The sequence below is a fragment of the Agrobacterium vitis genome (genome assembly GCF_037039395.1).
Classification (GTDB): domain Bacteria; phylum Pseudomonadota; class Alphaproteobacteria; order Rhizobiales; family Rhizobiaceae; genus Allorhizobium; species Allorhizobium vitis_E.
This window is the reverse complement of record NZ_CP146244.1, coordinates 774,375-800,740: the sequence shown is the minus strand read 5'-3', so window position 1 is coordinate 800,740 and position 26,366 is coordinate 774,375. Positions and strand designations below refer to the sequence as shown.

General features: G+C 58.9%; 20 protein-coding genes. 15 read left to right on the top strand and 5 right to left on the bottom strand.

Annotation, left to right across the window (positions count from 1 at the left end):
• Positions 1 to 348: 348 nt before the first annotated feature.
• The 11 genes from V6582_RS24930 to V6582_RS24880 all read left to right on the top strand — a co-directional run bounded on the left by V6582_RS24930 (position 349) and on the right by V6582_RS24880 (position 13,026).
• Positions 349 to 1,344 carry an ROK family protein gene (locus V6582_RS24930; protein WP_156630156.1) on the top strand — a complete coding sequence of 332 codons (996 nt, stop codon included), beginning with the start codon at positions 349 to 351 and terminating at the stop codon, positions 1,342 to 1,344.
• Between the two features lie 17 nt (positions 1,345 to 1,361).
• Positions 1,362 to 3,107 (top strand): GH116 family glycosyl hydrolase, encoded by a 1,746-nt coding sequence (locus tag V6582_RS24925; protein WP_156630158.1) that lies wholly within the window; start codon positions 1,362 to 1,364, stop codon positions 3,105 to 3,107.
• Positions 3,108 to 3,303: 196 nt separating this feature from the next.
• On the top strand, positions 3,304 to 4,479 hold the full coding sequence (locus tag V6582_RS24920; RefSeq protein ID WP_070165695.1) for an extracellular solute-binding protein: 1,176 nt from the start codon (positions 3,304 to 3,306) through the stop codon (positions 4,477 to 4,479).
• 121 nt (positions 4,480 to 4,600) lie between these two features.
• Complete coding sequence (locus V6582_RS24915) at positions 4,601 to 5,698, top strand: ABC transporter ATP-binding protein (RefSeq protein ID WP_337739155.1); 1,098 nt, start codon at positions 4,601 to 4,603, stop codon at positions 5,696 to 5,698.
• Entirely contained in the window at positions 5,695 to 6,573 is an 879-nt protein-coding gene (locus V6582_RS24910; protein ID WP_156630160.1) for an ABC transporter permease, read from the top strand. The genes V6582_RS24915 and V6582_RS24910 overlap by 4 nt, the downstream gene beginning before the upstream one ends.
• Before the next feature lie 3 nt (positions 6,574 to 6,576).
• Positions 6,577 to 7,419, top strand: coding sequence for an ABC transporter permease (locus tag V6582_RS24905; protein WP_156630162.1), 843 nt, complete (start codon positions 6,577 to 6,579; stop codon positions 7,417 to 7,419).
• A gap of 310 nt (positions 7,420 to 7,729) precedes the next feature.
• The gene (locus V6582_RS24900) at positions 7,730 to 9,073 is read left to right on the top strand and encodes an extracellular solute-binding protein (RefSeq protein ID WP_156630164.1); all 1,344 of its coding nucleotides are present in this window, start codon (positions 7,730 to 7,732) and stop codon (positions 9,071 to 9,073) included.
• Positions 9,074 to 9,149: 76 nt separating this feature from the next.
• Complete coding sequence (locus tag V6582_RS24895; RefSeq protein WP_156630166.1) at positions 9,150 to 10,040, top strand: carbohydrate ABC transporter permease; 891 nt, start codon at positions 9,150 to 9,152, stop codon at positions 10,038 to 10,040.
• A gap of 7 nt (positions 10,041 to 10,047) precedes the next feature.
• The gene (locus tag V6582_RS24890) at positions 10,048 to 10,935 is read left to right on the top strand and encodes an ABC transporter permease subunit (RefSeq protein WP_156630168.1); all 888 of its coding nucleotides are present in this window, start codon (positions 10,048 to 10,050) and stop codon (positions 10,933 to 10,935) included.
• A 40-nt stretch (positions 10,936 to 10,975) separates the two neighbouring features.
• Entirely contained in the window at positions 10,976 to 12,124 is a 1,149-nt protein-coding gene (locus V6582_RS24885; protein ID WP_156630170.1) for a sn-glycerol-3-phosphate import ATP-binding protein UgpC, read from the top strand.
• Positions 12,121 to 13,026: a sugar phosphate isomerase/epimerase family protein gene (locus tag V6582_RS24880; protein ID WP_156630173.1), complete on the top strand. Its 906-nt coding sequence runs from the start codon at positions 12,121 to 12,123 to the stop codon at positions 13,024 to 13,026. Before V6582_RS24885 ends, V6582_RS24880 begins: the two co-directional genes overlap by 4 nt.
• Before the next feature lie 55 nt (positions 13,027 to 13,081).
• Here the strand turns inward: V6582_RS24880 and V6582_RS24875 are convergent, their stop codons facing one another.
• Positions 13,082 to 13,717: a response regulator transcription factor gene (locus tag V6582_RS24875; RefSeq protein WP_156630431.1), complete on the bottom strand. Its 636-nt coding sequence runs from the start codon at positions 13,715 to 13,717 to the stop codon at positions 13,082 to 13,084.
• Positions 13,717 to 14,787 (bottom strand): sensor histidine kinase, encoded by a 1,071-nt coding sequence (locus V6582_RS24870; RefSeq protein WP_156630176.1) that lies wholly within the window; start codon positions 14,785 to 14,787, stop codon positions 13,717 to 13,719. The genes V6582_RS24875 and V6582_RS24870 overlap by 1 nt, the downstream gene beginning before the upstream one ends.
• 359 nt (positions 14,788 to 15,146) lie before the next feature.
• Here V6582_RS24870 and V6582_RS24865 point away from each other — a divergent pair, with 359 nt between their 5' ends.
• Complete coding sequence (locus V6582_RS24865) at positions 15,147 to 16,880, top strand: ABC transporter permease (RefSeq protein ID WP_156630178.1); 1,734 nt, start codon at positions 15,147 to 15,149, stop codon at positions 16,878 to 16,880.
• 78 nt (positions 16,881 to 16,958) lie between these two features.
• Positions 16,959 to 18,269, top strand: coding sequence for an ABC transporter ATP-binding protein (locus V6582_RS24860; RefSeq protein ID WP_156630186.1), 1,311 nt, complete (start codon positions 16,959 to 16,961; stop codon positions 18,267 to 18,269).
• Positions 18,270 to 18,410: 141 nt separating this feature from the next.
• Here the strand turns inward: V6582_RS24860 and V6582_RS24855 are convergent, their stop codons facing one another.
• From V6582_RS24855 to V6582_RS24845, 3 genes are all read right to left on the bottom strand, one after another.
• Positions 18,411 to 21,611, bottom strand: a complete 3,201-nt coding sequence (locus tag V6582_RS24855) for an efflux RND transporter permease subunit (protein ID WP_156630188.1) — start codon at positions 21,609 to 21,611, stop codon at positions 18,411 to 18,413.
• Between the two features lie 179 nt (positions 21,612 to 21,790).
• Positions 21,791 to 22,981, bottom strand: a complete 1,191-nt coding sequence (locus V6582_RS24850; RefSeq protein WP_156630190.1) for an efflux RND transporter periplasmic adaptor subunit — start codon at positions 22,979 to 22,981, stop codon at positions 21,791 to 21,793.
• Between the two features lie 58 nt (positions 22,982 to 23,039).
• Positions 23,040 to 23,837: an alpha/beta hydrolase fold domain-containing protein gene (locus tag V6582_RS24845; RefSeq protein ID WP_156630432.1), complete on the bottom strand. Its 798-nt coding sequence runs from the start codon at positions 23,835 to 23,837 to the stop codon at positions 23,040 to 23,042.
• A 210-nt stretch (positions 23,838 to 24,047) separates the two neighbouring features.
• Between V6582_RS24845 and V6582_RS24840 the strand changes: the two genes are divergently transcribed.
• Together V6582_RS24840 and V6582_RS24835 are read left to right on the top strand one after the other, a co-directional pair.
• A complete protein-coding gene (locus tag V6582_RS24840) occupies positions 24,048 to 24,959 on the top strand; it encodes a LysR family transcriptional regulator (RefSeq protein WP_156630192.1) in 912 nt (303 codons plus the stop codon).
• A 172-nt stretch (positions 24,960 to 25,131) separates the two neighbouring features.
• Positions 25,132 to 26,304, top strand: a complete 1,173-nt coding sequence (locus V6582_RS24835) for an acyl-CoA dehydrogenase family protein (RefSeq protein ID WP_156630194.1) — start codon at positions 25,132 to 25,134, stop codon at positions 26,302 to 26,304.
• The last annotated feature ends 62 nt before the right edge of the window (positions 26,305 to 26,366 follow it).

The window sequence follows — 26,366 nt, the reverse complement described above, 5'->3', positions numbered from 1 at the left end:
CCCCAAAAACCGATGCAATCATGCAGCATGTCATCGTCTTGTCTGGCCACCTCCACCAGACAAAACCGGATCGAGAATGCCCTGAAACTTCTTAATTGGTTCGTTGACATGACGAACGAAATAGGATTTGTCGGTGAGTGTCAAGCGAATTCGTGGAGGGGGATAAAAGCCCACCAGACAGGACGATTACAGGGGTTGGGCCTAAGGTTTGCCGCTCCTTGACCGGCAATTCCGCAATGTCCTGCCTCTCGGCGAGATTGACTTGACAGGGCAAATACCAGTCCATAATAGTTCGTCAACACACCGAACAAAACAGGAAATGCAATTGTGCCCAGCTCGGCGAAGCATTTGCTAACAACCGCAAGCCCTCGGGGAGATGCGCCGGGACGTGCGCGGATCTCTGGTCGTGGCCCCGGCAGTGGCTGGGTGATTGGCATCGACCTTGGTGGCACAAAAATCCTAGCCGGCATTGCCCGCAGCCAGGAGCAGATTGTTGCCACACGTGAAGAGGCCACGCTGCACGGTGAGGATGCACCCGTTCTCGCGCAAATGGCAAGGTTGATTACCGCCCTCCTTTCGGATGTGGGCGCCTTGGCGCACGAGCTGGACAATGTGGTGATCGGCGTTCCGAGCGCCGTCGATCCTCAAACCGGCCTTTCGTCTCTTTCTCCCAACCTGGCTCTGCCGGTTGACCGGCCCCTCGCGGACCTGATGTCGCGCTTCGTCTCTTGCCCGGTGACGGTGGAAAATGATGTCAATCTCGCCGCCTATGGCGAAGCATGGGTTGGCGCCGGTCAAGGGCTTGGCTCACTGGTGTTCGTTTCGTTCGGAACCGGCGTTGGCATGGGTATCGTGCTGGACGGAGAACCATGGCGCGGGGCGGCTGGACGAGCTGGCGAAATTGCCTACCTGCCTGTCGGCGCGGCGCCGCATGATACCGCACCCTTTTCGGAAAACGGACTTTACGAAGATGGTGTCGGCACGAACGGCATCCGGCAAAGGTTTACAACAGACGGCGAGACTGTTGCCGATCTGTTTTCGCTGGCCAGATCAGGCAGTGAACAGGCCCGGCTTGCCATCGATAGCGTCGCAAAACAGGCATCGATCGGTATCGCCGCCATACATGCGCTGCTGGACCCGGCAGTCACGGTAATTGGCGGCGGCATCGGCTCACAGCCAGAATTCTTCACCCTTCTGCAGACCCATCTGGAACCCTTGCTGCCTTTTGAAAGCCCACTGAAACAAAGCAGGCTTGGGGTGCAGGCGGGGATGATTGGTGCCGTGGCACTGGCCTTGAAAAATCGCGTCCCGCATCCGGAAAAATCCGATACGAAAAACCTATAGCCTGACAGGGGAGAGACATGGAAAAAGCCAAGGCAACTGCGCGGCCGGACGGATTGGTGGAAAGCGACTTGCCCTTGCAATTGGCGTTCATGGCGCCCCGCCTGCAAGGTGATTTCCTGCCGGAAGGACGGCTTGAACTGTCGCTCTGGGGCTGCGGCCGGATCGCAAACATCGCCCTTCACCCTTGGAGCGGCCCGTTCGTCTTTGCCCCGAACCAGATGACCGGCAAAGACCATGGCCTCTATGTCGCCCAATCCGCCCCGGTCCTGGTGCTGACTGGCAGCCAATTGAAATCCACACGCCCGGCCCGTCGCTGCGCCTGGTGGGGCACCCTGACCAAGCCGGAAAAAGTGACGCGCAGCGGCGCAAGGCGGATCATCCGTACACCATGGGGCGTGGCCATTGTCGAAGACAAAGGCGACGGCGTGATTGTCATTGCCGCAGGTGCCAGCGACGCGGAAGCCGAACGGGGCATGGCCCTGCCCGTCGAGACGATCATCGCAGAGAGCAAGGCTCATGTGACGCGCTGCGATCTGCTGCCCCAAGCGCCACCGCTGATGCGCAGCATGGCAATTCAAAGCGCGCATGCCTCGCTATCCAGCATTCGCCGCGCCGAAGACGGTTCCTTTCTGGGGCTTGCCGCAGGCCAGGCCTATAGCGCCCCGACCCGCACCTATTACCGTGACGGCTACTGGACCTTGCAGGCCCTGCTGCATCTGGAGCCGGAGGCAGTGCGTGGTCAGATCGACCTGCTGGCGACCGGTATCCAGCCCGATGGCGAAAGCCCGAGCGGCGTCATTCTGACCGGTCCGAAACAGGGCGAGGAGTGGGAGAAATTCCGCACCACCTCAGATGACTACAAGATGGAGCATCTGCGGCGCACCGATTGGTGGAGCGATCATTTCGGCAGTCCGCTGTTCTTCATCCTGACGATTGGCGATTATATCCGCACCACCGGCGACAAAACCGTCCTTAGCCGCCACTGGAAAACCATCGAAGCGATTTTCCGCCGCTATCAAGGCTTCGACACAGCCGGAAACGGCTTGCCCATCAAGCCCCGGCACGACCGTGACTGGGCCGACAACGTTTATCGCCATGGCTATGTCGCCTATGATCTCGGACTCTGGATCGGCGCGCTGGATGCAATCGCAGAATTCGGCGTCGATCAGGACGAGGCTCTGACCAAAGAGGCAAAGCAGACGGCTATCACCGCCCGCGCATCGCTGGATGAAGCGCTTCTCACCCCCCATGGCTGGTATGCCGATTACGGCCTGAAAAGCGATTTCGTCGAGGATCACCTGACACTCGACAGCCTGACACTCCTGCGGTTCGATGCCGTGTCGGATGACCGCGCCAAGACCGTTCTTGGCCATGTCGCGGCCCTGCTGGAAACCCGCAACAATGCCCGCCAGCCCTATGGCGACTGGGGCGTGATGTGCGCCTGGCCGCCTTTCAAGCGACCTGCCGATACCCGTGCCAAGTCCGCCTTTGCCTATCGCTATCACAATGGCTCCGACTGGCCTTATCTTTCCGGCCTCTATGCCGAGCAGCGGTTGAAATACAGAATGGACGGCTGGGATTATCCAATGCTGCGCTGGTGGCAGACAAGTCTTGAAAATGGCTGGATCGGCTCAGTCGAATATTTCTCACCGCCCTTCGGGCGCGGTTCGCTGCTCCAGGGCTGGACCGGAATGCACGCCGCAGCCATCCTGCAATACAGACAGCAGGTTGAAACAGCGATTGCCGCTGACCAGATTGCCTGAGACGAGGAGCCGTTCTTACGGCTCCTCGGGCTTATAGGGCTACGACTATCGCCTTCATTCAAGGCAGTTCCGAAACGCAGGATATATATCGTTACGGTAATATGCCTGCATCTATACGTTGACATCAAGTCGCATACTAACATATCACTATCTTCGGGAGCCCTTTCCGAGGGTGGAAATCTGGGAGGATATGTTGGTGACGATCAATAGAAGAACATTCATGGGCACGGCCGCTGGTGTGGCCGGGCTCGGCCTGTTACCGCGTCTTGGCATGGCTGCCCCCAAACAACCGGCTAGTCCTGTCACCATCACCGTCGCTGACGTGGCCGGCAATCTGGCGCTGACCCAGGGCATGTTCGAGAAATATGCCGCGGCAAAGCCGCAATGGGTGTCGCGTTTTGCCTTCACAAAGGCACCCGCCCCGGAACTGCCGTCAAAACTCAAGGCGCAGCAGGCCGCGGGCAAGGTCGATATCGATCTGGTTCTGACCGGCACCGATGCGCTGGCCGCTGGTCTTTCTCAAGGGCTTTGGGTGGATTTGTCAGCCCATAAGGCAGACCTGCCCGATCTGGAGAAAATCCTGCTGCCGCAGGCCTTCAAGATGCAGGCGCTGGCCCAGAACCAGGGCGTCGTCGTCACCTATTATCCATCCGGGCCGTTGATCGAATATATGCCTGACAGGGTCAAGCAGGTGCCGGGCACTGCCGAGGAACTGCTGGCCTGGACCAAGGCCAATCCAAAGCGCTTCATGTATGCGCGCCCTGCCAATTCCGGTCCGGGCCGGACATTCCTGATGGGTCTTCCTTACCTGCTTGGTGATAAGGACCCCAAAGATCCCGTCAATGGCTGGGCTAAGACCTGGGATTACCTGAAGGCAATCGGCGAAAACGTCGAATATTACGGCACCGGCACCACGCAGGTGATGAAAGAGCTTGGCGAAGGTACCCGCGACATTGTCGTCACCACCACCGGCTGGGATATCAACCCGCGCGTGCTCGGCATCGTGCCGGAAGAGGCCAAGGTGGCAACTCTCAAGGGCTTCCATTGGGTCACCGATGCCCATTACGCCGTCATTCCGAAGGGGGTTTCGGAAGAAAAGCTCGCGGTTCTGCTGGATGTGATCAACTTCATTCTTCAGCCGCAGCAACAGGCGATTGCCTTTGACGACGGCTATTTCTATCCCGGCCCGGCGGTCAAGGACGTGACGATTTCCATGGCGCCCCAGAAGAGCCAGGACGCCATCGCCGAATTTGGCCGCAAGGAATATGACGGCTGGATCGCCAATAACCCGCTGGAAGTGCCGCTCGACCCATCGAAGATCGTCGATGCCTTCCGCATCTGGGACGAAAAGATCGGCGCCGCCAAGGGCTGAGCCTTTGCCCCGCAGAGCCTTGGCGCGGCGGGGCCTATACGCGGTCTTCCCAGTATTTTCCCCTCGGATCTCCGGGTCCGGGATAGCTTGCCTATGATTTTTCCGCAGACAGGAGAATAACGTGGTCGCGCCAGCCCCCTTATCGACGCAGGCTACCCAGCCCAAACAAGGGGCGAAGCTTGAGCTTATCGGCCTTCGCCGTGCTTTCGGCGCCTATAAAGCGCTCGACGGTATTGATCTCGCCATCGAGCCGGGCGAGTTCATCGCACTGCTCGGCCCTTCCGGCTGCGGAAAATCCACGGCGCTGAATTGTATCGCCGGGCTTTTGCCGCTGACGGGTGGCGAGATCCGGGTCGGCGGCCAGCGCATCGATCAGTTGGAGCCGGAAAAGCGCGGCTTCGGCATGGTCTTCCAAAGCTATGCCCTGTTTCCCCACATGACCGTACGGCGCAATGTCGGCTTCGGCCTCTCCATGCAGGGTATCAAAGGCACTGAAGTCAACCGTCGCATCGAAGCGGCGCTTGAGCTGGTACGGCTCGGTTCGCAGGCGGATAAATTGCCGGGACAACTCTCCGGCGGCCAGCAGCAGCGTGTCGCCATTGCCCGCGCCATCGTCATCCGCCCGCCGGTCGTGTTGATGGATGAGCCGCTTTCCAACCTGGATGCCAAGCTGCGACTGGAAATGCGCGCCGATATCCGCGCCATTCACGACCAGATCGGCTCGACAACCATCTATGTCACCCATGATCAGGACGAAGCGCTGTCGATGGCAGATCGGATCGTGGTGATGAGCCAGGGCCATATCCGCCAGATCGGCACGCCGGAAGATCTTTACATGCGCCCGAACCATGTCGACGTCGCCGATTTCATGGGGTTTCGCACCCGGATTGCCGGGCGTATCACAGCGGTTTCCGGCGACGAGGCCCAGATTGATGCAGCAGGCGCAACCATTACCGGCGCGCTGCGCCAACCCCTTCGCGTCGGCGATGCGGCTGTGCTCAGCGTCAGGCCGGAGGATATGATCGCCGTCCAGGATGGCAGCGGCATTCCGGTGACGGTCAAATCCATGGAATATCGCGGTAGAGCCTATTTTGGTGCCGCAGCAGCCAGCGACGGCGCAGAGGTTCATTTTCGCTCGGATATATTGCTACCACGCGGCACCGCCACCAGCGTTCGTCCGGCAGAAGGCCGCGCGCTGATCTTCAAAGGTGATGCATGAGCCAGTCTTCCCTTCGTGTCTCGCTTGCAGCCAGGGGAATAGACGGCACGACGCTGCTGGTATTGCCGGGCCTGCTGGTCATCCTCGCGCTGTTCATCTATCCGTTCATGTATGGCGTCGTTGACTCACTGACACCAGCAGAGGGCGCCTGGTACACCAATTACGTCACCTTCTTCACCGATCCGTTTCAATACAAGACCATTTCCGCCACGCTTTGGCTGGCGCTGCCGGTCACCGTGGTCAATCTGGCGCTTGCCTTGCCGATTGCCTTCCGGGTGCGGCTGATGACCCGCCAGCGTTTTCTGACCACCATTCTCGTGCTGCCGGTCACGCTCGGCACCGTGTTCATTGCGGACGGTCTTTTGACCTTTCTCGGGCCCCAGGGCTGGTTCAACCGCAGCCTGATCCTGATCGGCATTCTCGATACGCCGGTCAAGCTCACCAACAATTACTGGGGCGTGTTTGCGTCGCTGCTGATTTCGGGCTTTCCTTTCGCCTTCCTGCTGACGCTGTCCTACGTCACCGGCATCGATCCTGCCATTGAACAGGCAGCGGCGACATTGGGGGCCAATGCCCGCAAGCGCTTCATGAACGTGTTTCTGCCGCTGCTGGTGCCGGGCCTTGCCGTCACCTTCTGCCTGTCCTTCGTGCAGGCGTTTGCGGTCTTTCCCTCGGCTGTGTTGCTCGGTGCACCCGCCGGGCCGACGCGAGTGATCTCGATTGCTGCCTATCAGGCCGCCTTCGAGCAATATAATCACTCGCTGGGCTCGGCCATCGCCATCATCATGGGCGTTATCGAGCTGGCAATCGTCGCGGCCATCCTGGCCTTGCGCTCCCTCTTCTATCGCGGCCCCGTCGCCGGAACGAAAGGCTAGATCATGATCCGCGATCAGGGCATCGGCTCAAAACTCTGGCGTATGGCAGTCTGGGCGCTCGCCGGGTTGTTCATCCTCAATCTCGTGGCGGTGATTGCCTCCGTCGTGGTCAATTCCTTTGCCCGGCGCTGGCTGGGTACATGGCTGCCGACCGGCTGGACCACCCGCTGGTATTCCGACGCCTGGAGCGAGTTTCAGCTGTCCAGCGTCGTCGCCGTCACCTTCCAGATCACCTTCACCGTGGTGATTATTTCAGGCCTGCTCGGGGTGGTCACCGCCTATGCGCTGGCCCGGCGGGATTTTCCCGGCAAAAAGCTTGTCATCCTCACCTTCCTGCTGCCGCTTCTGGTACCGCCGCTCACCTATGGCATTCCGCTGGCCACGGTTCTCTATCAGGTCGGCCTTGGCGGCACTTTCTGGGGCGTCGTGCTGATCAATCTCGTGCCGTCGCTGCCCTTCGTCATCCTTGTCATGATCCCCTTCATCGAGCAGATCGATCCGCGCATCGAGGCTGCGGCCAAGGTCTTCGGCGCTGGCACCTGGAGCCTGTTCACCCGCATCCTGCTACCGCTGCTGCTGCCGGGCATGTTAGCGGCCCTGCTGCTGGTGCTGGTGCGCACTATCGCCATGTTCGAGCTGACCTTCCTGATTGCCGGGCCGACGACGCAAACGCTGGTCGTGTCGCTCTACTATGCGGTCTTCGCGTCCGGGGTTCGCGCATCGCAATCCATCGATGCCATGGCCGTGGTCTATATGGTCACCACCCTGTTCTGGCTGGTCATCGCCCTGCAATTCGTCAGCCCCACCCAGATTGTCGCCAGGGCAAAACAGCAACCGGCGGCATGAACCGATAAACAGCACCGCGCTCTAAGGAAAGCGCGGTGCTGTCGATTATACCAAGTCTCGAAGATGCTGACGCATCCTCGACTTGAAGGGGTTTTGAATATCTCAAATGCATTAGAGACTTGAGATATTCAAAAGTGGAATACAAAGAGTGATTTTCAATGACTCTTTGTATTAGCCTGTCACCGATCAGACGAAAAATCTTCACGCAAGCGTCATGGAAGCGTAGTCGAGCCATCATAAATGCCCGTTAGAACCCCCTCAATTTCCGGGGGTAAAGCGGAATTGTTTTCCTGAAAACGAGGCATTTGCGATGAAAATCTACGCTTTGAAAACCTTGTTGGCTGGCCTTTTGGCCGCCACGACGCTGGGGGCAGCACCGGCTATGGCCGAAAAGGTCAAGTTCGAGTTCTGGCATGGCCTGAGCGGCGACCTTGGCGAGCGCGTCCAGGACGCCTGCCGCAAGTTCAACGACAGCCAGGCCAATTTCGAAATCGTCTGCACCTCGCAGAACGATTACGACACCACCCTGCAAAATACCATTGCCGCCTACCGCGCCAAGAAGCAGCCAGCCATTGCCCAGATCTACGATGCCGGCACGCTGGATCTGATGCTGTCCAAGGCCTTTATTCCAGCCAAGAAGCTGATGGCCGACAATGGCTACAAGATCGACTGGAACAACTATTTCGGCGGCATCGCAAACTACTACGCCACGGCTGGCGGCGAATTGCAGTCCTTCCCGTTCAACTCCTCGACCGCGATGTTCTATTATAATGTCAGCGCGTTTGAGAAGGCTGGCATTACCTTCAAGCCGGATACCTGGGAACATGTCGAGGAAGCAGCCCGCAAGCTGAAGGCCGCTGGCTATGAGTGCCCGCTGGGCTTCAATTTCGATCCATGGCCAATGCTGGAACAGTTTTCCGCCATCCACAACCAGCCAATCGCCACAAAAGCCAATGGCTATCAGGGTCTTGATGCCGAACTGGTGTTCAACAAGACCAAATTCGTGGATCATGTAAAATTCTTCAAGAAGATGCAGGATGAGAAGCTGTTCGTGGTGAAGACCAAGCAGCTCGGCATGGATGTCGTTCCGGCCTTCACCTCGCAGACTTGCCAGATGATCCAGTCGTCGATTGCTGACCACGGCACCGTCGGCAAGACACTGCCGGCTGACGTCAAATGGGATGTCGCCATGCTGCCCGTCTGGAAGGGTACGGAGCGCCAGAATTCTCTGGTCGGCGGTGCTTCGCTCTGGGTTCTCGCCGGTCGTCCGGAAGCGGAATACAAGGGGGCAGCTGCCTTCCTTAACTTCCTCGCCCAGCCGGACATGGTACAATGGTGGTCGACGGTGACTGGCTATATTCCCGTCACCAAGACCGGCTTCGACGCCATGAAAGCCAATGGTTTCTACGATAAGGCGCCTTACAAGGGCCGTGAACTGGCCATTGCCAGCCTGACCTATACGCCGACATCCGATACCAGCCGTGGTATCCGCCTGGGCAGCTTCACCCAGATCCGCAAGGAAGTCACGACCTCGTTTGAGGCGATCTTCATGCAGAATGCCGATGTGCAGACCCAGCTGGACCAGACGGTCGAACGCGGCAATGCCATCCTGCGCCGCTTTGAAAAGACCTATGCCGGTCAGAAGCTGAACTAAGCCTCGGCGGTCATTACTCCCGGAAGCCTGCCGGATCGGCGGGCTTCCTCCTTCATTCCAGCATATTGGTCACGACATGGAACAACGCGCCGTTTTCAAGAACTGGTGGCTGCCTATCCTGTTTGCGCTGCCGCAGATCATCCTGATCATCCTGTTCTTCTACTGGCCAGTGGCTGCGGTGGTGAACTGGGCCTTCACCCTTGAACCACCGTTTGGCGGTGCTGCGGAATTCGTCGGCTTTGCCAATTTCAAGGAAGCACTGACCGATCCATTCTACTGGAATTCAGTCACTGTCAGCTTGATCTTCGCCACAGTCGGTCCGTTCTTTGCCATCTTTATCGGGCTCGTGCTGGCGCTTGCCGTTGACCGGCAATTGCCCGGCACCGGTTTCTTCCGGTTCTTCTACATCCTGCCCTTCGCCATTGCCGGACCGGCGGCGGGTATTGCCTTCCGCTTCATTCTGGCGCCCGATCGCGGGCTGGCGGCCATGGTCAATTCCTTCTCTCCAGATCTCTGGAACCCGGCCAAATACGGCAGCCACGCCCTGGCGCTTGTTATCATCGTCTTCATCTGGAAATGGTCGGGCTATACGTTCATCTTCCTGCTGGCTGGTTTGCAATCAGTGCCACGCGCCCTCAGTGAGGCCGCTGCCATGGACGGCGCCGGTCCCTTGCGCCGCGCCTTCGATGTGCAGGTGCCGCTGCTTGCCCCAACTCTGTTTTTTCTGCTCGTCACCATGATGACGGAAGGCTTCGTCGGCGCCGACACATTCGGCATCGTCCATTCCATGACAAACGGCGGGCCGAACCATGGCACCGAAGTCATGGTCTACAGGATCGTCGATGAGGCGTTCAAGGGTCTCAACTACTCCGGCGCATCGGCCCAGAGCATCATTCTGATCGGGCTGATCATGATCTGCACCTTCATCCAGTTCCGCTTCATCGAGAAGCGCGTGCATTACAAGTGAGGCCGGAATGATCCAGCGCACACCGATTGCCAATGCCTTCACCTATCTCATCATGGTCCTGGGCCTCCTGCTGCTGATCGGACCATTCATCGTGGTGATCGCTGGCGCCAGCCAGACGATGCCGCAGGTCAATGCCGTTCCTTTCAGCTTCCTGCCGCAAGGCGAGTTCCTGACCAATGCCAGCCAGGCATGGACGCGGGCCGATCTCGGCACGGCGATGACCAACAGCCTGATCATGGCGGCCCTGGTGACGCTCGGAAAAGTAGCGCTATCGGCCATGACCGCCTTTGCCATCGTGTTTTTCCGCACGCCGCTGAAACATGTGTTTTTCTGGGGCGTGTTCATCACCCTGATGCTGCCGCTCGAAGTCCGGGTCGTGCCGACCTATGCGGTGGCAGCCGACCTGTTCCAGCCGGTCAAATCCATCCTGTCGGCGCTGTTCGGTATCGACATCAAGATCGAATGGAACCTGCTCAACACCTATGCAGGCCTGACCCTGCCGCTGGTCGCCACGGCAACCGGCACCTTTCTCTACCGGCAATTTTTCATGACCCTGCCCAATGAATTGGCCGAGGCGGCACGGATGGACGGGTCCGGGCCGATCCGCTTCTTCTTTGAAATGCTGCTGCCGCTCTCGCGCACCAACATGCTGGCGCTGACCACCATCATGTTCGTCTATGGCTGGAACCAATATCTCTGGCCGCTGCTGATGGTGACTGACCCGAACTACAAGACGGTGATGATGTCGCTGCGCTCACTGCTGCCGTCCGACAACGGCATCCCGGACTGGAATGTCACGCTCGCCGGCTCCCTGATGATCATGGCCCCGCCGCTGGTCGTGGTTGCCGTGCTGCAACGCTGGTTCGTGCGCGGTCTGGTTTCCACGGAAAAGTGACGCTGAAAAGCGCCTGCAAGAACAACAAGGTTCAAAGACAATGGCTGATATCGACATCCGCGCGGTGCGCAAAAGCTACGGCAAGACGCCAACCCTGCATGGCATCGACTTGCTGTTTGCCTCAGGTGAATTCGTGGTCATCCTCGGTCCCTCCGGCTGCGGGAAGTCCACGCTGCTGCGAATGATCGCTGGACTGGAAGACATTACCTCGGGCGAAATCGCCATCGATGGCCGTGTCGTCAACACATTGGAGCCACGCGAACGTGGTTGCGCCATGGTGTTTCAGAATTACGCGCTTTACCCGCATATGTCGGTGGCCGGCAATATCGGCTATGCGCTGAAGGTGGCGGGCGTTGCCAAGGCCGAGCGGAAACGGCGCATTCTCGAGACCGCAAAAATCGTCGGCTTGCAGGATTATCTCGATCGTCGGCCTGCCGCCCTTTCCGGTGGCCAGCGCCAGCGCGTCGCCATGGCCCGCGCCATTATCCGTGAGCCAAAGGTCTTTCTGTTCGACGAACCATTATCCAATCTCGATGCCAAGCTGCGCGTGACCATGCGCGCCGAAATCCGCAAACTGCACCAGCGCCTGTCCGCCACCTCGGTGTTCGTGACCCATGACCAGGTGGAAGCGATGACGCTTGCCGACCGGCTGGTGGTGATGAACCGTGGCCATGTGGAGCAGGTCGGCAGACCGCTCGACATCTATCATCGCCCGGCCACCACGTTCGTCGCCTCGTTTATCGGCTCCCCGGCCATGAACCTGTTCGACGCCCGCGTCGAGGTGGAAACCTCCACCATTCGCATCAGTGGTGCATCGGTCGAAATCGATCCGGTCGTCGCCCATACTTTGCGCGGCCGCGATGTAATCGTCGGTATCCGCCCGGAACAATGCCGGCTTGCCAGCCACGGCCAGGGCGTCCCGGCACTGATCGAATTCGTCGAAGAACTGGGCGTTGGCCGCGTCGTCCATTGCGAATTGGCTGGCCAGCCCTTTGCTATTGCCGTTCCCGAAGAAGCGCAGGTGGCGGCAGGCGATACGATCGGGCTGTTGCTGCCTCAGCAGCAATTGCACTTCTTCGACAGCGAGAGCCAGAAGCGGATCGATTTTTCTCCCATGACGGGCGCGGCAAACAGCCCTTCCCCCCATAACCAGACCTCAGCGACACAGACCATTGGAGTTCTTTCATGACCGACATCATTTCCGCCATCGGCTTTTGCAATCGCACCGGCAAAGGCGATCTGACGACACTGGACGCCTCACTGCGTGAAATCGCCGATTCCGGCGCAACTGCCTGCGAAATCGGTATTTATGGCGAAGAAATCATCTCCGGTGGCCGTATTATCGAAGATCGCACCCAGCGCGTCGCTGATATTGTCAGCCAATACAGCTTCAAGAAACTGTCCCTGCACGGCCAGATCAGTTCCAATTTCATGGACCGCGAGCATCTGCGCCTGCAAAAAAACGTGGTTCGCGCCATGCTGGAATTGTGCGACCGCCTTGGTGCCGGTATCCTCGTTCACCATTCGGGTGCAGCCCAGATGGCAGACGGCGTTGACGGCGCGGATCTCGACAAGATGGAGCGCGAGGCCCTGTTGGAAATGGCCGATATCGCCAAGTCCTATGGCGTGCGCATCGCGCTTGAAAACATCTTCACCACTGAGACCGGCCAATATCGCCAGACACCGAGCCAGGTGGCCGAAACGGTCAAGGCCATCGGCCATGACCATGTCGTGGCGCTGATCGATTTCTCCCATGCCTATATCGAATCGACCTTCAAGGGCCTGGATTTCCGTGAACAATTGCGCGCCATGGCACCGGTAACCGGCCATCTCCACGTTCATGACAGCTTTGGCCTGCCCTATACGATGAAGGAATTCTTCCATAATGCGGAAGCAACCGCGCTCGGCATCGGCGATTTGCATCTGCCGCTCGGCTGGGGCGACATCGCCTGGGACGAGATCTTTGCGGAACTCACCTTCCTGCCGGACACCATGCTGATCATGGAAATCGGCGCCGAACGCTTCCTCGACCAGCAGCCCCGCTGCCTGGACCGCGCCCGCGAACTGGCAAAGCTGGTAAACCTGCGCTGATTTTGGTCATTGCTAATAATAGCGCCGTGCATCTTGAGTGCGCGGCGCTATCCGCTCAGTCCGGCCCCGCGAGCCGATCCCAGATCCGCACCAGATCGGCGACGGATTTTGCATTGAGCTTGCGCATCAACTGGGCGCGGCGAACCTTGACGGTGATTTCGCTGACACCGAGATCCCCGGCAATCTGTTTGTTGAGACGCCCCTGGACAACGAACTCCATGACCTCCCGCTCGCCCGGCGTCAGCGTCTGCCATAACTCCCGCAGGCCAGAGGACAGATGATCCTGCCGTCGCTGCGCGCGGTCGTTTTCGATGCCTTGCTGAATAGCGTCCAGCAGATCCTGATCCCGAAACGGTTTGGTCAGGAACTCGATGGCGCCGTTTTTCATCGCCTTGACCGACATGGCGATATCGCCGTGACCGGTAATGAAGATCACCGGCAGCCTTATGCCCAGTTTCGCCATTTGCTGTTGGAATTCAAGACCGCTCTGGCCGGGCATCCGCACATCGAGCACCAGGCAACCCGGCGCGTCGGCAACCGGCGCGGCCAAAAACTCCTGGATCGATCCGTGCGAGCGCACCGCCAGGCCGACAGAGGCGAGCAGATCCTCCAATGCTGCGCGCACCGAGGCGTCATCGTCGATCACATAGACAATCGGCTCACTATTCTCCTGCATGAACTGGGATATCATCACGTTGCGTTCTCCTCGCCGACCGGCAAGCTGAATTGAACGACCGTTCCCATGCGATGTGCAGACGTTACGGAAATACGTCCACCATGCGCCTCGATGATCGATCGGCTGATGGCAAGGCCGATGCCCATGCCGCTTTCCTTGGTGGTCCAGAACGCTTCGAACAGATGATCCAGCGTCGATTGCTTCATGCCGGGACCTGAATCGGCAACGGCAAGCACGATCCTGTCATCCCCATCGAGAAAGGTCGAAACCAAAAGCTCGCGTTTGAAACTGGGAACAGCCGCCATGGCTTCGATCGCATTGAGCAGGAGATTGCCGATTACCTGCTGGATCTGGATACGATCGGCCAGCACCGGCGGCAGGTCTTCCGCAAGGGCCATCTCCAGAGCAATGCTGTTGCGTTCAAGTTCGTGTTCGGCAAGGCCGATGGCCTCGGTCGTCGCCGCATTGAGGTCGAAACTCTCACATTGCGGCGGTTCGCTCCTCGCCAGTCTGCGCACCCGCACGATCACATCGCTGGCGCGTTTCACCTCGCCGACAATCCGCTCCGCTGCCTGGCGGGCGCGATCCAGATTGGGCGGTGTGTGATCGAGCCAGCGGCGGCACGCATCGGCGCTGGTAGCGACGGCAGCCAACGGCTGATTGACCTCATGGGCAATAGAGGCCGTCAGCTCCCCCAGCCGCGTCAGCCGCGCCATGCGGGAAAATTGCGCCTGTGCATCGTAAATAGCGGCCTGGGCGGCAACGATTTTCAAGGCGAGATAGGTCGTCACCCCAATGGCGCAGGTGCTGATGCCACAATTCAGCAACCCGGATTCGAACGATCCGCGCCGGGTCAGGAACAGGCTGAGCACCGTTAGGCCAATACAGATCATGGCGAGTGCGACGACCCCGCGCATCGACAGGAAGCCGATGGCGATCAGAATGACCGCGATATAAAACACCGCAAAAGCGATCTCGAAATTGGTGATCGTATCGGCTGCGAAGATACAGACCAGCAGAAACAGGATGAACACGGCTCTCAGCTTCGGCCGGTTCTGGTGCTGCGAAAACAGAATGTGTTTCATCCTTCGGTGGCCATAGCTGTCTGTTTTGCAAAAGGCTGACGCCCTGGTGCAAGGTATCAAGGGCCGGATCGGCTCAATCCAAATTACGCAGGAAAGCGTCGCAGCGACAGTCCCGCCGGGGCGAATATACAAAAGTATATTCCCCCTATGCCTAAGCCATGCCTGCCTTTCCTCATGCGAGGTGGCACGAGGTCGCGCACCATTCTATAGGATTATCAGGCGCTTCGGAGATCTGCGGATCAAACCGTCCAGCCAGATCGTCATGCCATCCGCTCTCTCTGCCCTGCCTAAAATTGCCCGACCCTAAAATTGCAGTGCCATCCGTCCTGATGTCGCTTTGCGAAATATAGGCCCGTCCCATGATCCATCCAAAATTCGCTCCCCTTGCCATCCGCCGCTCTCATCTCCCGAACCATTGGGACCTGATGGCTCTCTTGTTGATTATCGGCGTCATCGTGCTGTTTGCCTATGGCGAGCGGGTGACGACAGTTCCGCTGTCAGTGCTCGATGCCGCTCCGATGTCGCTCGATCCCACCAATCTGCCGATCTATGCGCTGCGCACCATTCTGCGCATGCTGGCAGCCATCCTGTTTTCACTGGTGTTCACGCTGATCTATGCTTCGGTTGCCGCCAAGAGCCGGCGCGCCGAAATGGTGATGATCCCGGTCCTCGACATCCTGCAATCGGTGCCGATTCTTGGCTTCCTGACCTTTACCGTCACCTTCTTCCTCAACCTGTTTCCCGGACGGGTGATCGGCGCGGAACTGGCCTCGGTGTTTGCGATCTTCACCAGCCAGGCCTGGAACATGACCTTCAGCATGTATCAGTCGATGCGCAGCCAGCCCAAGGACCTGGAAGAAGCCACCCGCAGCTTCCAGCTGAGCGGCTGGCAGCGCTTCTGGCGGCTTGACGTGCCTTTCGCCATGCCCGGCCTGGTCTGGAACACCATGATGTCGATGTCCGGCGGCTGGTTCTTCGTCGTCGCCTCTGAAGCCATTACCGTCGGCAACACCACGATCACCCTGCCGGGGATCGGTTCCTACGTGGCGTTGGCTATCAAGCAACAGGATATCCTCGCGGTGTTCTATGCTGTCATCGCCATGTTGGCCATTATCCTGCTCTATGACCAGCTGATGTTCCGTCCGCTGGTGGCCTGGGCTGACAAGTTCCGTTTCGAAACCACGGCCTCGGGGGTTGCTCCCAGCTCCTGGATGCTCGACCTGTTTCGCAAGGCCCGCGTCACCCGCCTGCTGGTCGCTCCGCTGAACTGGCTGGCCCGTCAGGTCTGGACCTTGCGCCTGCCCAAGCTGCCAAGCCTCGGTTCCAAGGCTGTAAGCCCAGCCGCGTCACGGGCCATCGACTGGATCTGGATCGCCATCATTGCGGGTCTGGCCGCATGGGCCGCCTATATCAGCTTCGATTATCTGCGTACCAGCATCGGCTGGTCGGAAATACCGACCGTTATCCTCTACGGCTCCATTACCCTGCTGCGTGTCATCGTGCTGATGGCCATCGCAACCGTGGTCTGGGTGCCGGTCGGGGTGTGGATTGGCCTGCGTCCGAAGCTCTCGGAAAAAGTTCAGCCGCTTGCCCAGTTCCTGGCGGCCTTTCCCGCCAATATCGCCTTTCCGGTCTTCGTGGTGGTGATCGTGCATTTCGGGCTCAATGCCGATATCTGGCTGAGCCCGCTGATGATCCTCGGCACCCAATGGTACATCCTCTTCAACGTGATCGCCGGTGCCAGCGCCTTTCCAAGCGATCTCAAGGAGGCCGCCCGCAGTTTCCACATCACCGGCTGGCGCTGGTGGTTCAAGGTCATCCTGCCCGGCATCTTCCCGTACTACATCACCGGCGCCATTACGGCTTCGGGCGGCTCCTGGAATGCCAGCATCGTCGCGGAAGTGGCAAGCTGGGGCGATACTCAGCTGACCACGCCGGGCCTTGGCTCCTACATCGCCAATGCGACGACGGCAGGCGATTTCCCACGGGTCGTGCTCGGCATCATCGTCATGTGTACCTTCGTGACGCTGTTCAACCGCCTGGTCTGGCGCCCGCTCTATGCCTATGGCGAAAGCCGCCTGCGCCTGGGCTGATCCAAACCGCATCAAACGGGGTGCCTTGGCACCCCAAACACCACAGACATGATGTCATCCGACAAAAGGATTGTTCCCATGCTTGATCTCATCGCCAAGTCCCCGCTGATCGATATCGCCCAGGTCTCTCGCTCCTTTCCCAAGGCCAGCGGCAATGATGTTGTCGTGCTCGAAAATGTCGACCTCGCCATCAAGGAAGGCGAAATCGTCGGCTTGCTCGGCCGCTCCGGCTCCGGCAAATCGACATTGCTGCGCATCATTGCCGGCTTGCTGACACCGTCTTCGGGCAGCGCCCGCTATCGCGGCACCGAAATCGACGGGCCGCCGCCCGGCATCTCGATGGTTTTCCAGTCCTTTGCGCTGTTTCCCTGGCTGACCGTGCTTCAGAATGTCGAACTCGGCCTGGAAGCCAAGGGCGTCGACCGCACTGAGCGGCGCTCCCTGGCATTGGCAGCCATCGACCTGATCGGCCTCGACGGGTTTGAAAACGCCTATCCGAAAGAGCTGTCCGGCGGCATGCGCCAGCGCGTCGGCTTTGCCCGCGCCCTGGTGGTCCATCCTGATCTGCTGTTGATGGATGAGCCCTTTTCCGCCCTCGACGTGCTGACCGCCGAAACCCTGCGCACCGACATGATCGACCTCTGGATCGAAGGCCGCCTGCCGATCAAATCCGTACTGATCGTCACCCATAACATCGAGGAAGCGGTGCTGATGTGCGACCGCATCCTGGTATTTTCCTCCAATCCGGGCCGCGTGGCACGTGAATTGAAGGTCGATCTGCCGCATCCGCGTAACCGGCTTGACCCGGTGTTCCGCCAGCTCGTGGACAGCATCTACGCGCTGATGACAGCGCGGGCCGAACCCCGCCTGCCCGCCATGGACGGTATTCCCGGCACCGGCATGGGCATGGTGCTGGAGCCGGTTTCGACCAATATCCTGTCGGGCCTGATCGAGGCCCTGGCCGGAGCGCCCTATCATGGCCGCGCCGATCTTCCGGTACTGGCTGGACAGTTGCAACTGGAGGCCGACGAGCTGTTTCATCTTGGCGAAGCGCTCCAGCTTTTGCGCTTTGCCCATCTGAGCGAAGGCGATCTGGTGCTGACCGAGGCCGGAACCCGCTTTGCCCATCTGGAAACCGATGCCCGCAAGAAACTGTTTGCCGAGCATCTGGTCAGCTATGTGCCTCTGATGGGCCTGATCCGCCGGGTTCTGGATGAACGCCCAAGCCACACCGCACCGGCAGCGCGGTTCCGCAACGAGCTGGAGGATTACATGAGCGAGTCCTATGCCGACGATACGTTGAAGACCATCGTCTCCTGGGCGCGCTATGCCGAATTGTTCGCCTATGACGAACGCACCGAAATGTTCAGCCTGGAAAACCCGGAATAGGCTGATCAGGCCGCCCTTGATCCCGACAGGCGGGCAAGTAGGAAACGGTTTCAGGCTGAGTGCTGTCGGCGAACTACAAGAATAGAAAATAAACATCGATGTGCCGCTGCGCCTGGAAAGCGCAACGGCACATCGTTTTCCTTACTCGGCCGCCATGGGCATTGGCTTGTCATTGTCCTGCCCATGGTCATCGTGGTTATGCTGCACCAGCGGACGATTGCCGGCCAGTTTGCGGATCAGCACGTAAAAGACCGGCGTCATGAAAATGCCGAAGAACGTCACGCCAATCATGCCGGAAAACACCGCAATACCCATGGCAGCGCGCATTTCGGCCCCGGCACCGGTTGAGGTGACCAGCGGAACGACACCCATGATGAAGGCCATGGATGTCATCAGGATCGGGCGCAGACGCAACCGGCTGGCCTCGATAGCCGCCTGAACCGGGGTCCTGCCTTCAAATTCCAGCTCCCGCGCAAATTCAACGATCAGGATGGCGTTTTTGGCCGAGAGCCCGACAAGCACGATCAGGCCGATCTGGGTGAAGATATTATTGTCTCCTCCGGTCAGCCATATCCCGGTCAGCGCCGCCAATACGCCCATCGGCACGATCATGATGATCGCCAGAGGCAGGGTCAGACTTTCATATTGCGCGGCAAGCACGAGATAGACCAAAAGCAAAGCCAGCGGGAACACCAGGAAGCCCGAGCTTCCCGCCAGGATCTGCTGATAGGTCAGATCGGTCCATTCGTAGCCGATGCCTTTCGGCAAGACGTCGGCTGTAATCTTTTCAATTGCCGCCTGGGCCTGGCCGGATGAAAAGCCCGGCGCCGGGCCGCCATTGATATCGGCAGCCAGAAAGCCGTTATAGCGGTTGGTGCGCTCCGGGCCCGTTGTCGGATCGACCCGCAGCAGCGCAGACAACGGGATCATCTGGCCCGATGCGGAGCGTACTTTCAACTGACCAATATTGTCGGACGTGGCCCGAAACTTGGCATCTGCCTGGGCACGAACGCTGTATGTGCGCCCAAAGGCATTGAAGTCATTGACGTAGAGCGACCCCAGATAGATTTGCAGGGTCTGGAACACATCGGTGACGGAGACACCGAGCTGTTCTGCCTTGGCGCGATCAAGATCGGCATAGAGCTGCGGCACATTGATCTGAAAGCTGGAAAACAGGCCGGTCAGTTCCGGTGTCTGGTAGGCCTTGGCCAACACGGCCTTGGTGGCTTCATCCAGCGCCTGATACCCCAGTCCCGCCCGGTCTTCCAATTGCAGCTTGAAGCCGCCGGTCGTGCCGAGCCCCTGGACGGGCGGCGGCGGGAACATGGCGATGAAGGCATCCTGGATGGAGGAAAACTTCTGGTTCAACTGCATGGCAATCGCCCCACCGGACAGATCAGGCGTCTTGCGCTGGTCGAAATCCTTCAGGGTGACGAAGACGATGCCGGCATTGGAGGAATTGGTGAAGCCATTGATCGACAGGCCTGGAAAGGCGATGGCGTGAGCCACGCCCGGCTGGGCAAGTGCGATGTCGCTCATCCGCTTGATCACATCTTCCGTGCGGTCAAGGCTGGCAGCATCCGGCAACTGGGCAAAGCCGATCAGATATTGCTTGTCCTGTGCTGGCACGAACCCGCCCGGCACGGCATTGAACAGGCCATAGGTGGCACCGGCCAGGGCCAGATAAACGACCATGACGATGCTTTTGCGCGACAGCAAACCACCGACGCTTCTTCCATAAGCATGGGAGCCAGCACCGAAGACCCGGTTGAAGCCTCGGAAAAACCAGCCCAGCAGAAAATCCAGGCCGCGCGTCAGCCGGTCCTTCGGTGCATGATGGCCCTTCAGAAGCAGAGCGGCAAGCGCCGGTGACAGGGTCAGCGAATTCAGCGCCGAGATCACGGTCGAAATGGCGATGGTCAAGGCGAACTGGCGGTAGAACTGGCCCGACAGACCGGAAATAAACGCCAGCGGCACAAAGACCGCCACCAGAACCAGGGCAATGGCGATAATCGGCCCCGACACTTCCTTCATGGCACGGTAGGTCGCCTGACGTGGCGACAGGCCATTTTCGATATTGCGCTCGACATTTTCGACAACGACGATGGCATCATCCACCACGATGCCGATGGCCAGAACCAGTCCGAACAGGCTGAGCGCGTTGATGGAAAAGCCGAAGGCATACATCACGGCAAATGTGCCGATGATCGACACCGGAACCGCGATCAGCGGAATGATCGAAGCCCGCCAGGTCTGGAGGAAGAGGATGACGACCAGCACGACCAGCGCCACGGCTTCCAGCAGGGTATCGACCACTTTTTCGATGGAAGAGCGGACGAATTTGGTGGTGTCGTAGACGATTTCGTATTTCACGCCTTCCGGCATGGCCAATTGCAGCTCATCCATCGTCCTCACCACTTCATCGGAAATGGTGATGGCGTTGGAACCTGGCGCCTGAAAGACCGGAATGGCGACAGCGGCCTTGCTGTCCAGCAGCGAGCGGAGCGCGTAATCGGAAGCGCCAAGCTCGACACGGGCAACATCGCGCAATCGGGTGATCTGGCCGTTTGCACCGCTCTTGACGATGATATTGCCAAAATCCTCAGGCGTTTGTAGCCGCCCCTGGGCGTTGACATTCAGCTGTACGTCAACCCCCGGCAGGCTTGGTGATCCACCGATGATACCGGCGGCAGCCTGGACATTCTGGGCGCGGATGGCGGTGGTAATATCGCTGGCCGCCAGTCCGTGCTCGGCCGCCTGCTGCGGATCGATCCAGATACGCATGGAATAATCGCCGGAACCGAAGATCTGCACCTGACCGACACCTGCAATCCGCGCCAGCCTATCCTTGATGTTCAGGACGCCGTAATTGCGCAGGTAGGTAATGTCATAGCGATTGTCGGGGGAGATCAGATTGACGACCATCATCAGATCGGGAGAGCTTTTGACCGTGGTCACGCCGAGGCTCTTGACCTCTTCCGGCAGACGCGGTTCGGCCTGCGACACCCGATTCTGCACCAGTTGCTGTGCCTGATCGGGGTCGGTGCCGAGCTTGAAGGTCACGGTCAGCGTCATCACGCCGTCCGAGGTCGCCTGGCTCGACATGTACAGCATGCCCTCGACACCATTGATCTGCTCTTCCAGCGGCGTTGCCACGGTTTCAGCTATCACCTTCGGATTGGCGCCAGGATAGGTGGCCCGCACGACAATCGACGGCGGCACGACATCGGGATATTCGGAAATCGGCAGCGACCGCATGCCAATCAATCCGGCGACGACGATCAACACCGACAGCACCCCGGCAAACACCGGACGGTCGATAAAAAATCGGGAAATGTTCATTTCAAAGCCCTCTCCGGCGTGAAACAACTCCGCCCTCGGACAAAAGCGATGTTCGTCCGGCAAACGGTGGATATGTGTATGACAGTCCTGCCCGGCGGCCTTTGCTGCCGGGAGGATATTGGACCTGACGATTGCTCGCGCTTTGCGAAAAAAGCGTCAGGTCGATGCGGAGGCTGTGCTTACTTCGACGCCGCGAGCTTTTCTTCCGGCTGCGGTGCTACGATTGCGCCCGGTTTAATGCGTTGCAGGCCGTTGACGACAATCGTATCGCCAGGAGCAAGCCCGCTTTCCACCACACGCTGGCCTTCGGCCACGGCACCCAGCTGGATCTGGCGGTAATTCACCTTGTTATCGCCATCGACCACGAAAACGAATTTCTTGTCCTGATCGGTACCAATCGCCCGTTCGCTGACCAGGATCTTGTTTTCCGGCACGGGTTGTCCCATGCGCACCCGCACGAACTGGCCAGGGATAAGCCTGCCGCCCGGATTGTCGAAGACGGCGCGCACGCCAATCGTACCGCTGGCGGCATCGACCTGATTGTTGATCAATTGCAGCTTGCCTTTGATCGGCGTGCCGTCATCGGCCAAAGTACCGATTTCAACGGGGATGCGGTCGATATCGGCCAAGGCAGCCCCGGTTTGCGGCAGTTGCGACAGAGCCTTGGCAACCAGCTGTTCGCTGACATTGAAGCTGGCATAGATCGGATCGACAGACACCAGTGTGGTCAGGACCGAAGAAGACGACCCCGAGGCCACCAGATTGCCTGCTGTAACCTCAAGCTTACCGACGCGGCCGGAGACCGGGGCGCGCACCTGGGTATAATCCAGCTCCAGTTGAGCCGATTGCAGCTGTGCTCTCGCGGTTCCCATGGCGGCCTGAGCCTGGGTAAAGCTATTGCGGCGCTGGTCCATGTCGCTTTGCGAAATCGTGCTGTTGCCCGATAGTTTCAAGCCGCGATCCAGTTCGATTCTGGCAAGATCGACCTTGGCCTCAGCTGAAGCGAACTGGCCTTCCGCCTGATCGACAGCGGCCTGATAAGGGGCGGGATCGATGGTGAACAGCAGATCGCCTGCCTTGACCAACGCGCCCTCACGGAAATGGACGGATTGGATGGCTCCACCGACCCGTGGTCGCACATCGACCCGTTCAACGGCCTCGAGACGGCCGGAAAACAGCTCCCAATGGGTGAAATTCCGGCTGGAAACCTTGGAAACCGTAACCGGCACGGCAGGAGCCGGTGCAGCCGCCGAGGCCGCCGTTGCAGCAGTACTCATCGGCAATTGAAGAACCACGGACACGGCTGAAATGGACACAACAAGGCCCAGGCCGGCGCCCATAAGGGCCCAGCGGTGTTTTCTGGATGACATTGGCAATCTCCTTGCGGCCCCCACAGGCCGCCATTGTTCATTCAGGTTTCACGGCATTCTAGCGAATGCTGATCTGTTTAACGAAGTCTTCGAACTGGCTTTCAAGCTCAGGCTCCCATGTCGATGCATGGATCTGTTGACCGCCATAGATGGATGACCAACCCTTGCCCGAGGGCAGGATCTGGCTACAGGTTTTAACACCGGCCTGTTTCAGGCTTTGCGCGAACCCAAGGCTTTCATCACGCAAAGGATCGTCCTCAGCGCTCAAAACCAAGGCGGGTGCAACGCCTGTGAGACGCGAACAGAGGCAAGGTGCCGCATAAGGATGGCATCCGCCACCGCTGAGATAGCGGCTCCAGCCTTCCGCCCAGCGCTCCCGCATGCCGATGGCTTCAGCTTCACGAATGGAAGCCGTCCCCATGAATGGATCGAGCAGCGGCGACAGCAGGATCTGGCCGTCAAGTTGGTCAGCGAAATGATCCCGTGCCTTCAGCGCGACGCTGGCGGCAATATTACCACCCGCCTCAACACCAGCCAGCAACAGCAGCGATTTACGGTCGCCAAGCCCGGCTCGCTTGTTGGCGAGATAAGAGAAAACCGAAAAGCCCACCTCAAGCGGACTGGGAAAGACCGGCCCAAGCGGCGCGTTGTAGTCCGGCACCACCACAATAGCGCCGGTCCTCGCCAGACATGCCGCAACCGAACTGTCCACCACGCCGGATGCCATGAAGGCACCTGCGTGAAAGAACAACACGACCGGCGGACCCTTGCCATATTCGGCGCCCTGATAGACACGCGCCGACACCGGCCCGACGGCCACTTTGTCCAGCACCATATCTTTCACTTGCACCGGCATTGGCACCGACATTGCTTCGACCCTCCTCAGCCCACTTCCGGGACCTTTGATTTTCCCTGGTCTGACGGACCGAGACCACAGTGATATGCACGCTTGCAATTTCAGTTAAAATCTATTGTTATTCGCCAAATGGAACAAGTTGGCATATTGCTACAACACTGTTCGTATTTTCGAACAATAGTGCAACGCACATCGATAAGGCGGATTCCCATGGACCAGCTCTCGGCAATGCGCGCCTTCATTCGCGTGGTGGAAACCGGCAATTTTACCCGAGCGGCTGAACGGCTTGATATGCCAAAGGCGACGGTCACCAATCTCATCCAGGGGTTGGAAGCCCATTTGCAGACCAAACTGCTCAACCGGACCACCCGTCGCGTCATGGTGACGACGGACGGGGCCTTGTATTATGAGCGGGCGGTCCAGATCGTTTCGGAATTGGCTGAGCTGGACGAGAGTCTTTCCAATGCGCAAAGCACACCCCGCGGACGCTTGCGTGTCGAAATGTCCGGCGCGTTTTCAGACTGGATCGTCGTGCCCTCCCTCTGCGACTTTCATCAGAAATTTCCAGATATGCACATCGATCTCGGCGTCAGCGACCGGATGGTCGATTATCTTGCCGAAAACGTCGATTGTGCCTTGCGGGCTGGTACGCCATCCGATCAGTCACTGATCGCCAGACGGGTTTGCGACGTGGAAATGATCACCTGCGTCGCCCCCCGCTATATCGAAAAATTCGGCATCCCGGCCCATCCGCGCGAACTGGAAAACCACCACTATTGCGTGAACTATTTCAGCAGCAACAATAGCCGTAAAATGCCATTCACGTTCAAAAAGGACAAGGAAGAGCTGGAGATCAGCGCCCGCTATATCGTTTCGGTCAACGATAGCCGCACCTATATGACCTGCGCCCAGAACGGTCTCGGTATTGCGCCGGTTCCCCGGTTCATGGCCGCCAGCCTCATCGCATCAGGTGAATTGGTACAGGTGTTGGCGGACTGGAGGCGCGAGCCGCTTCCTCTCTATATCGTCTATCCACCGAACCGGCATTTGAGCAACAAGGTCCGGGTCTTCGTGGATTGGCTGGTAAAACTTTTGCTCGAAGCCAGGCTCAATGAGGGCTGAAACAACGACGTCACAGACGCCCACAACCCTTTGAAAAGGAAACTATACAAAATCTATCGATATGATAATATCGTTTATTGCTCACCTGTTTGGCGGGCTGCGGCTCTCGTGAAGCGGGAAGATACCTCACTGGCCCGGAATTTCGAAATCGAGACAAAAGGGAGATGCCGTCATGGGAACATTCTCGCCCGTTTTCGACCGACTGGCTAGACCAGTTGCCTTCATCAAAGCCGAGGACGAAGCCCTTGGCGCCGCGCATGTGCTGGCCGAAAGTGCAGTGCCGGCAGATGACGGGTCCTATGAAAAACCAATCCTCGACCATCTGCTGAGGTCAGGGCTTCTTGGCATTTCCGTCTCGACCGATTACGGCGGGATCGACGTTTCAAATGTGTTGCTATCGACCATTTGCTGTGTCCTTGCAAAGGCTTGTCCCACATTGGGGGCCATGCTTGCCGGCCATTATTGTGCATTGGAATTGTTACGCAGCCATGGCAGCGAAGCACAGAAATCCTATTTCTTTGCTGCCGCACTGGCAGGCATGCGCTTAGGCCGCGTCAAAGCACCGTCTGCGGCAAGCCTGAAAGACAGCGGCCTGCACCTTTCCTATAATGGACTTGGCTGGTCACTGAATGGCACCGGCATGGCTTCGCCGAATGCCACATCTGCCGATTGGATCATGGTGTCCGTCCATGATCAGGCTGAAGAGCCAGCCCATCTGTTTTTCCCTGGGGGAACGGCGACGATGACGCCGATCGCCAATTCTCTTTCGGACAAAAGCCAGCCGGATCGGGGTGAGCCTGTGCTGTTTCGCGACCAGAGAGGCGAAAAGGACGCACAACTGCAAACCCGGCGTCCGGCCCAGGGGCCGGATGTGCCTCAGGCCATGGATCTGCTCTTGCAGGCCGCGGTGGAACTGGGGAGAGGCAAAGCTGCATTCGGCCAATTGTTCGGAAGCCCGGTATTGGCCCCCTCTCATCTGCCTGATGACACGTTCGAACCCGATTTTGACCCATCAAAAACCGGCGCCATCGCCGATGCCGCCCTGCGGCTGGCAACGGCCGAAGCCGTCATCGAAAAAGCCGCCAGCGCCATCGATGCCGCCCAGATCGGCACCCAGGACCGGCATCGCCATACCGCCTTCCTGATCGCATCGGCAGCCAATGCAGCAGCCTTGGAAGCCTCGACAATCGCTCAGTCTGCCGCAGCGGACCCGCGCTTTGCATATGCAACCGCGCCTCTTGGCGTAGCCGAATTCCAAAGCGCTGACGCCGGTATCATCGTTTCGCTTTTGCGCAAGGGAACACTTGGGTTGAGCGGTTTTTCGGATGATGATTCCACCGGGTGACTTGCTGAGAAACGCTGCCATTGTTTGTCTTAGAAAAACTGGACCCCGGTTTTCGCAAAAAG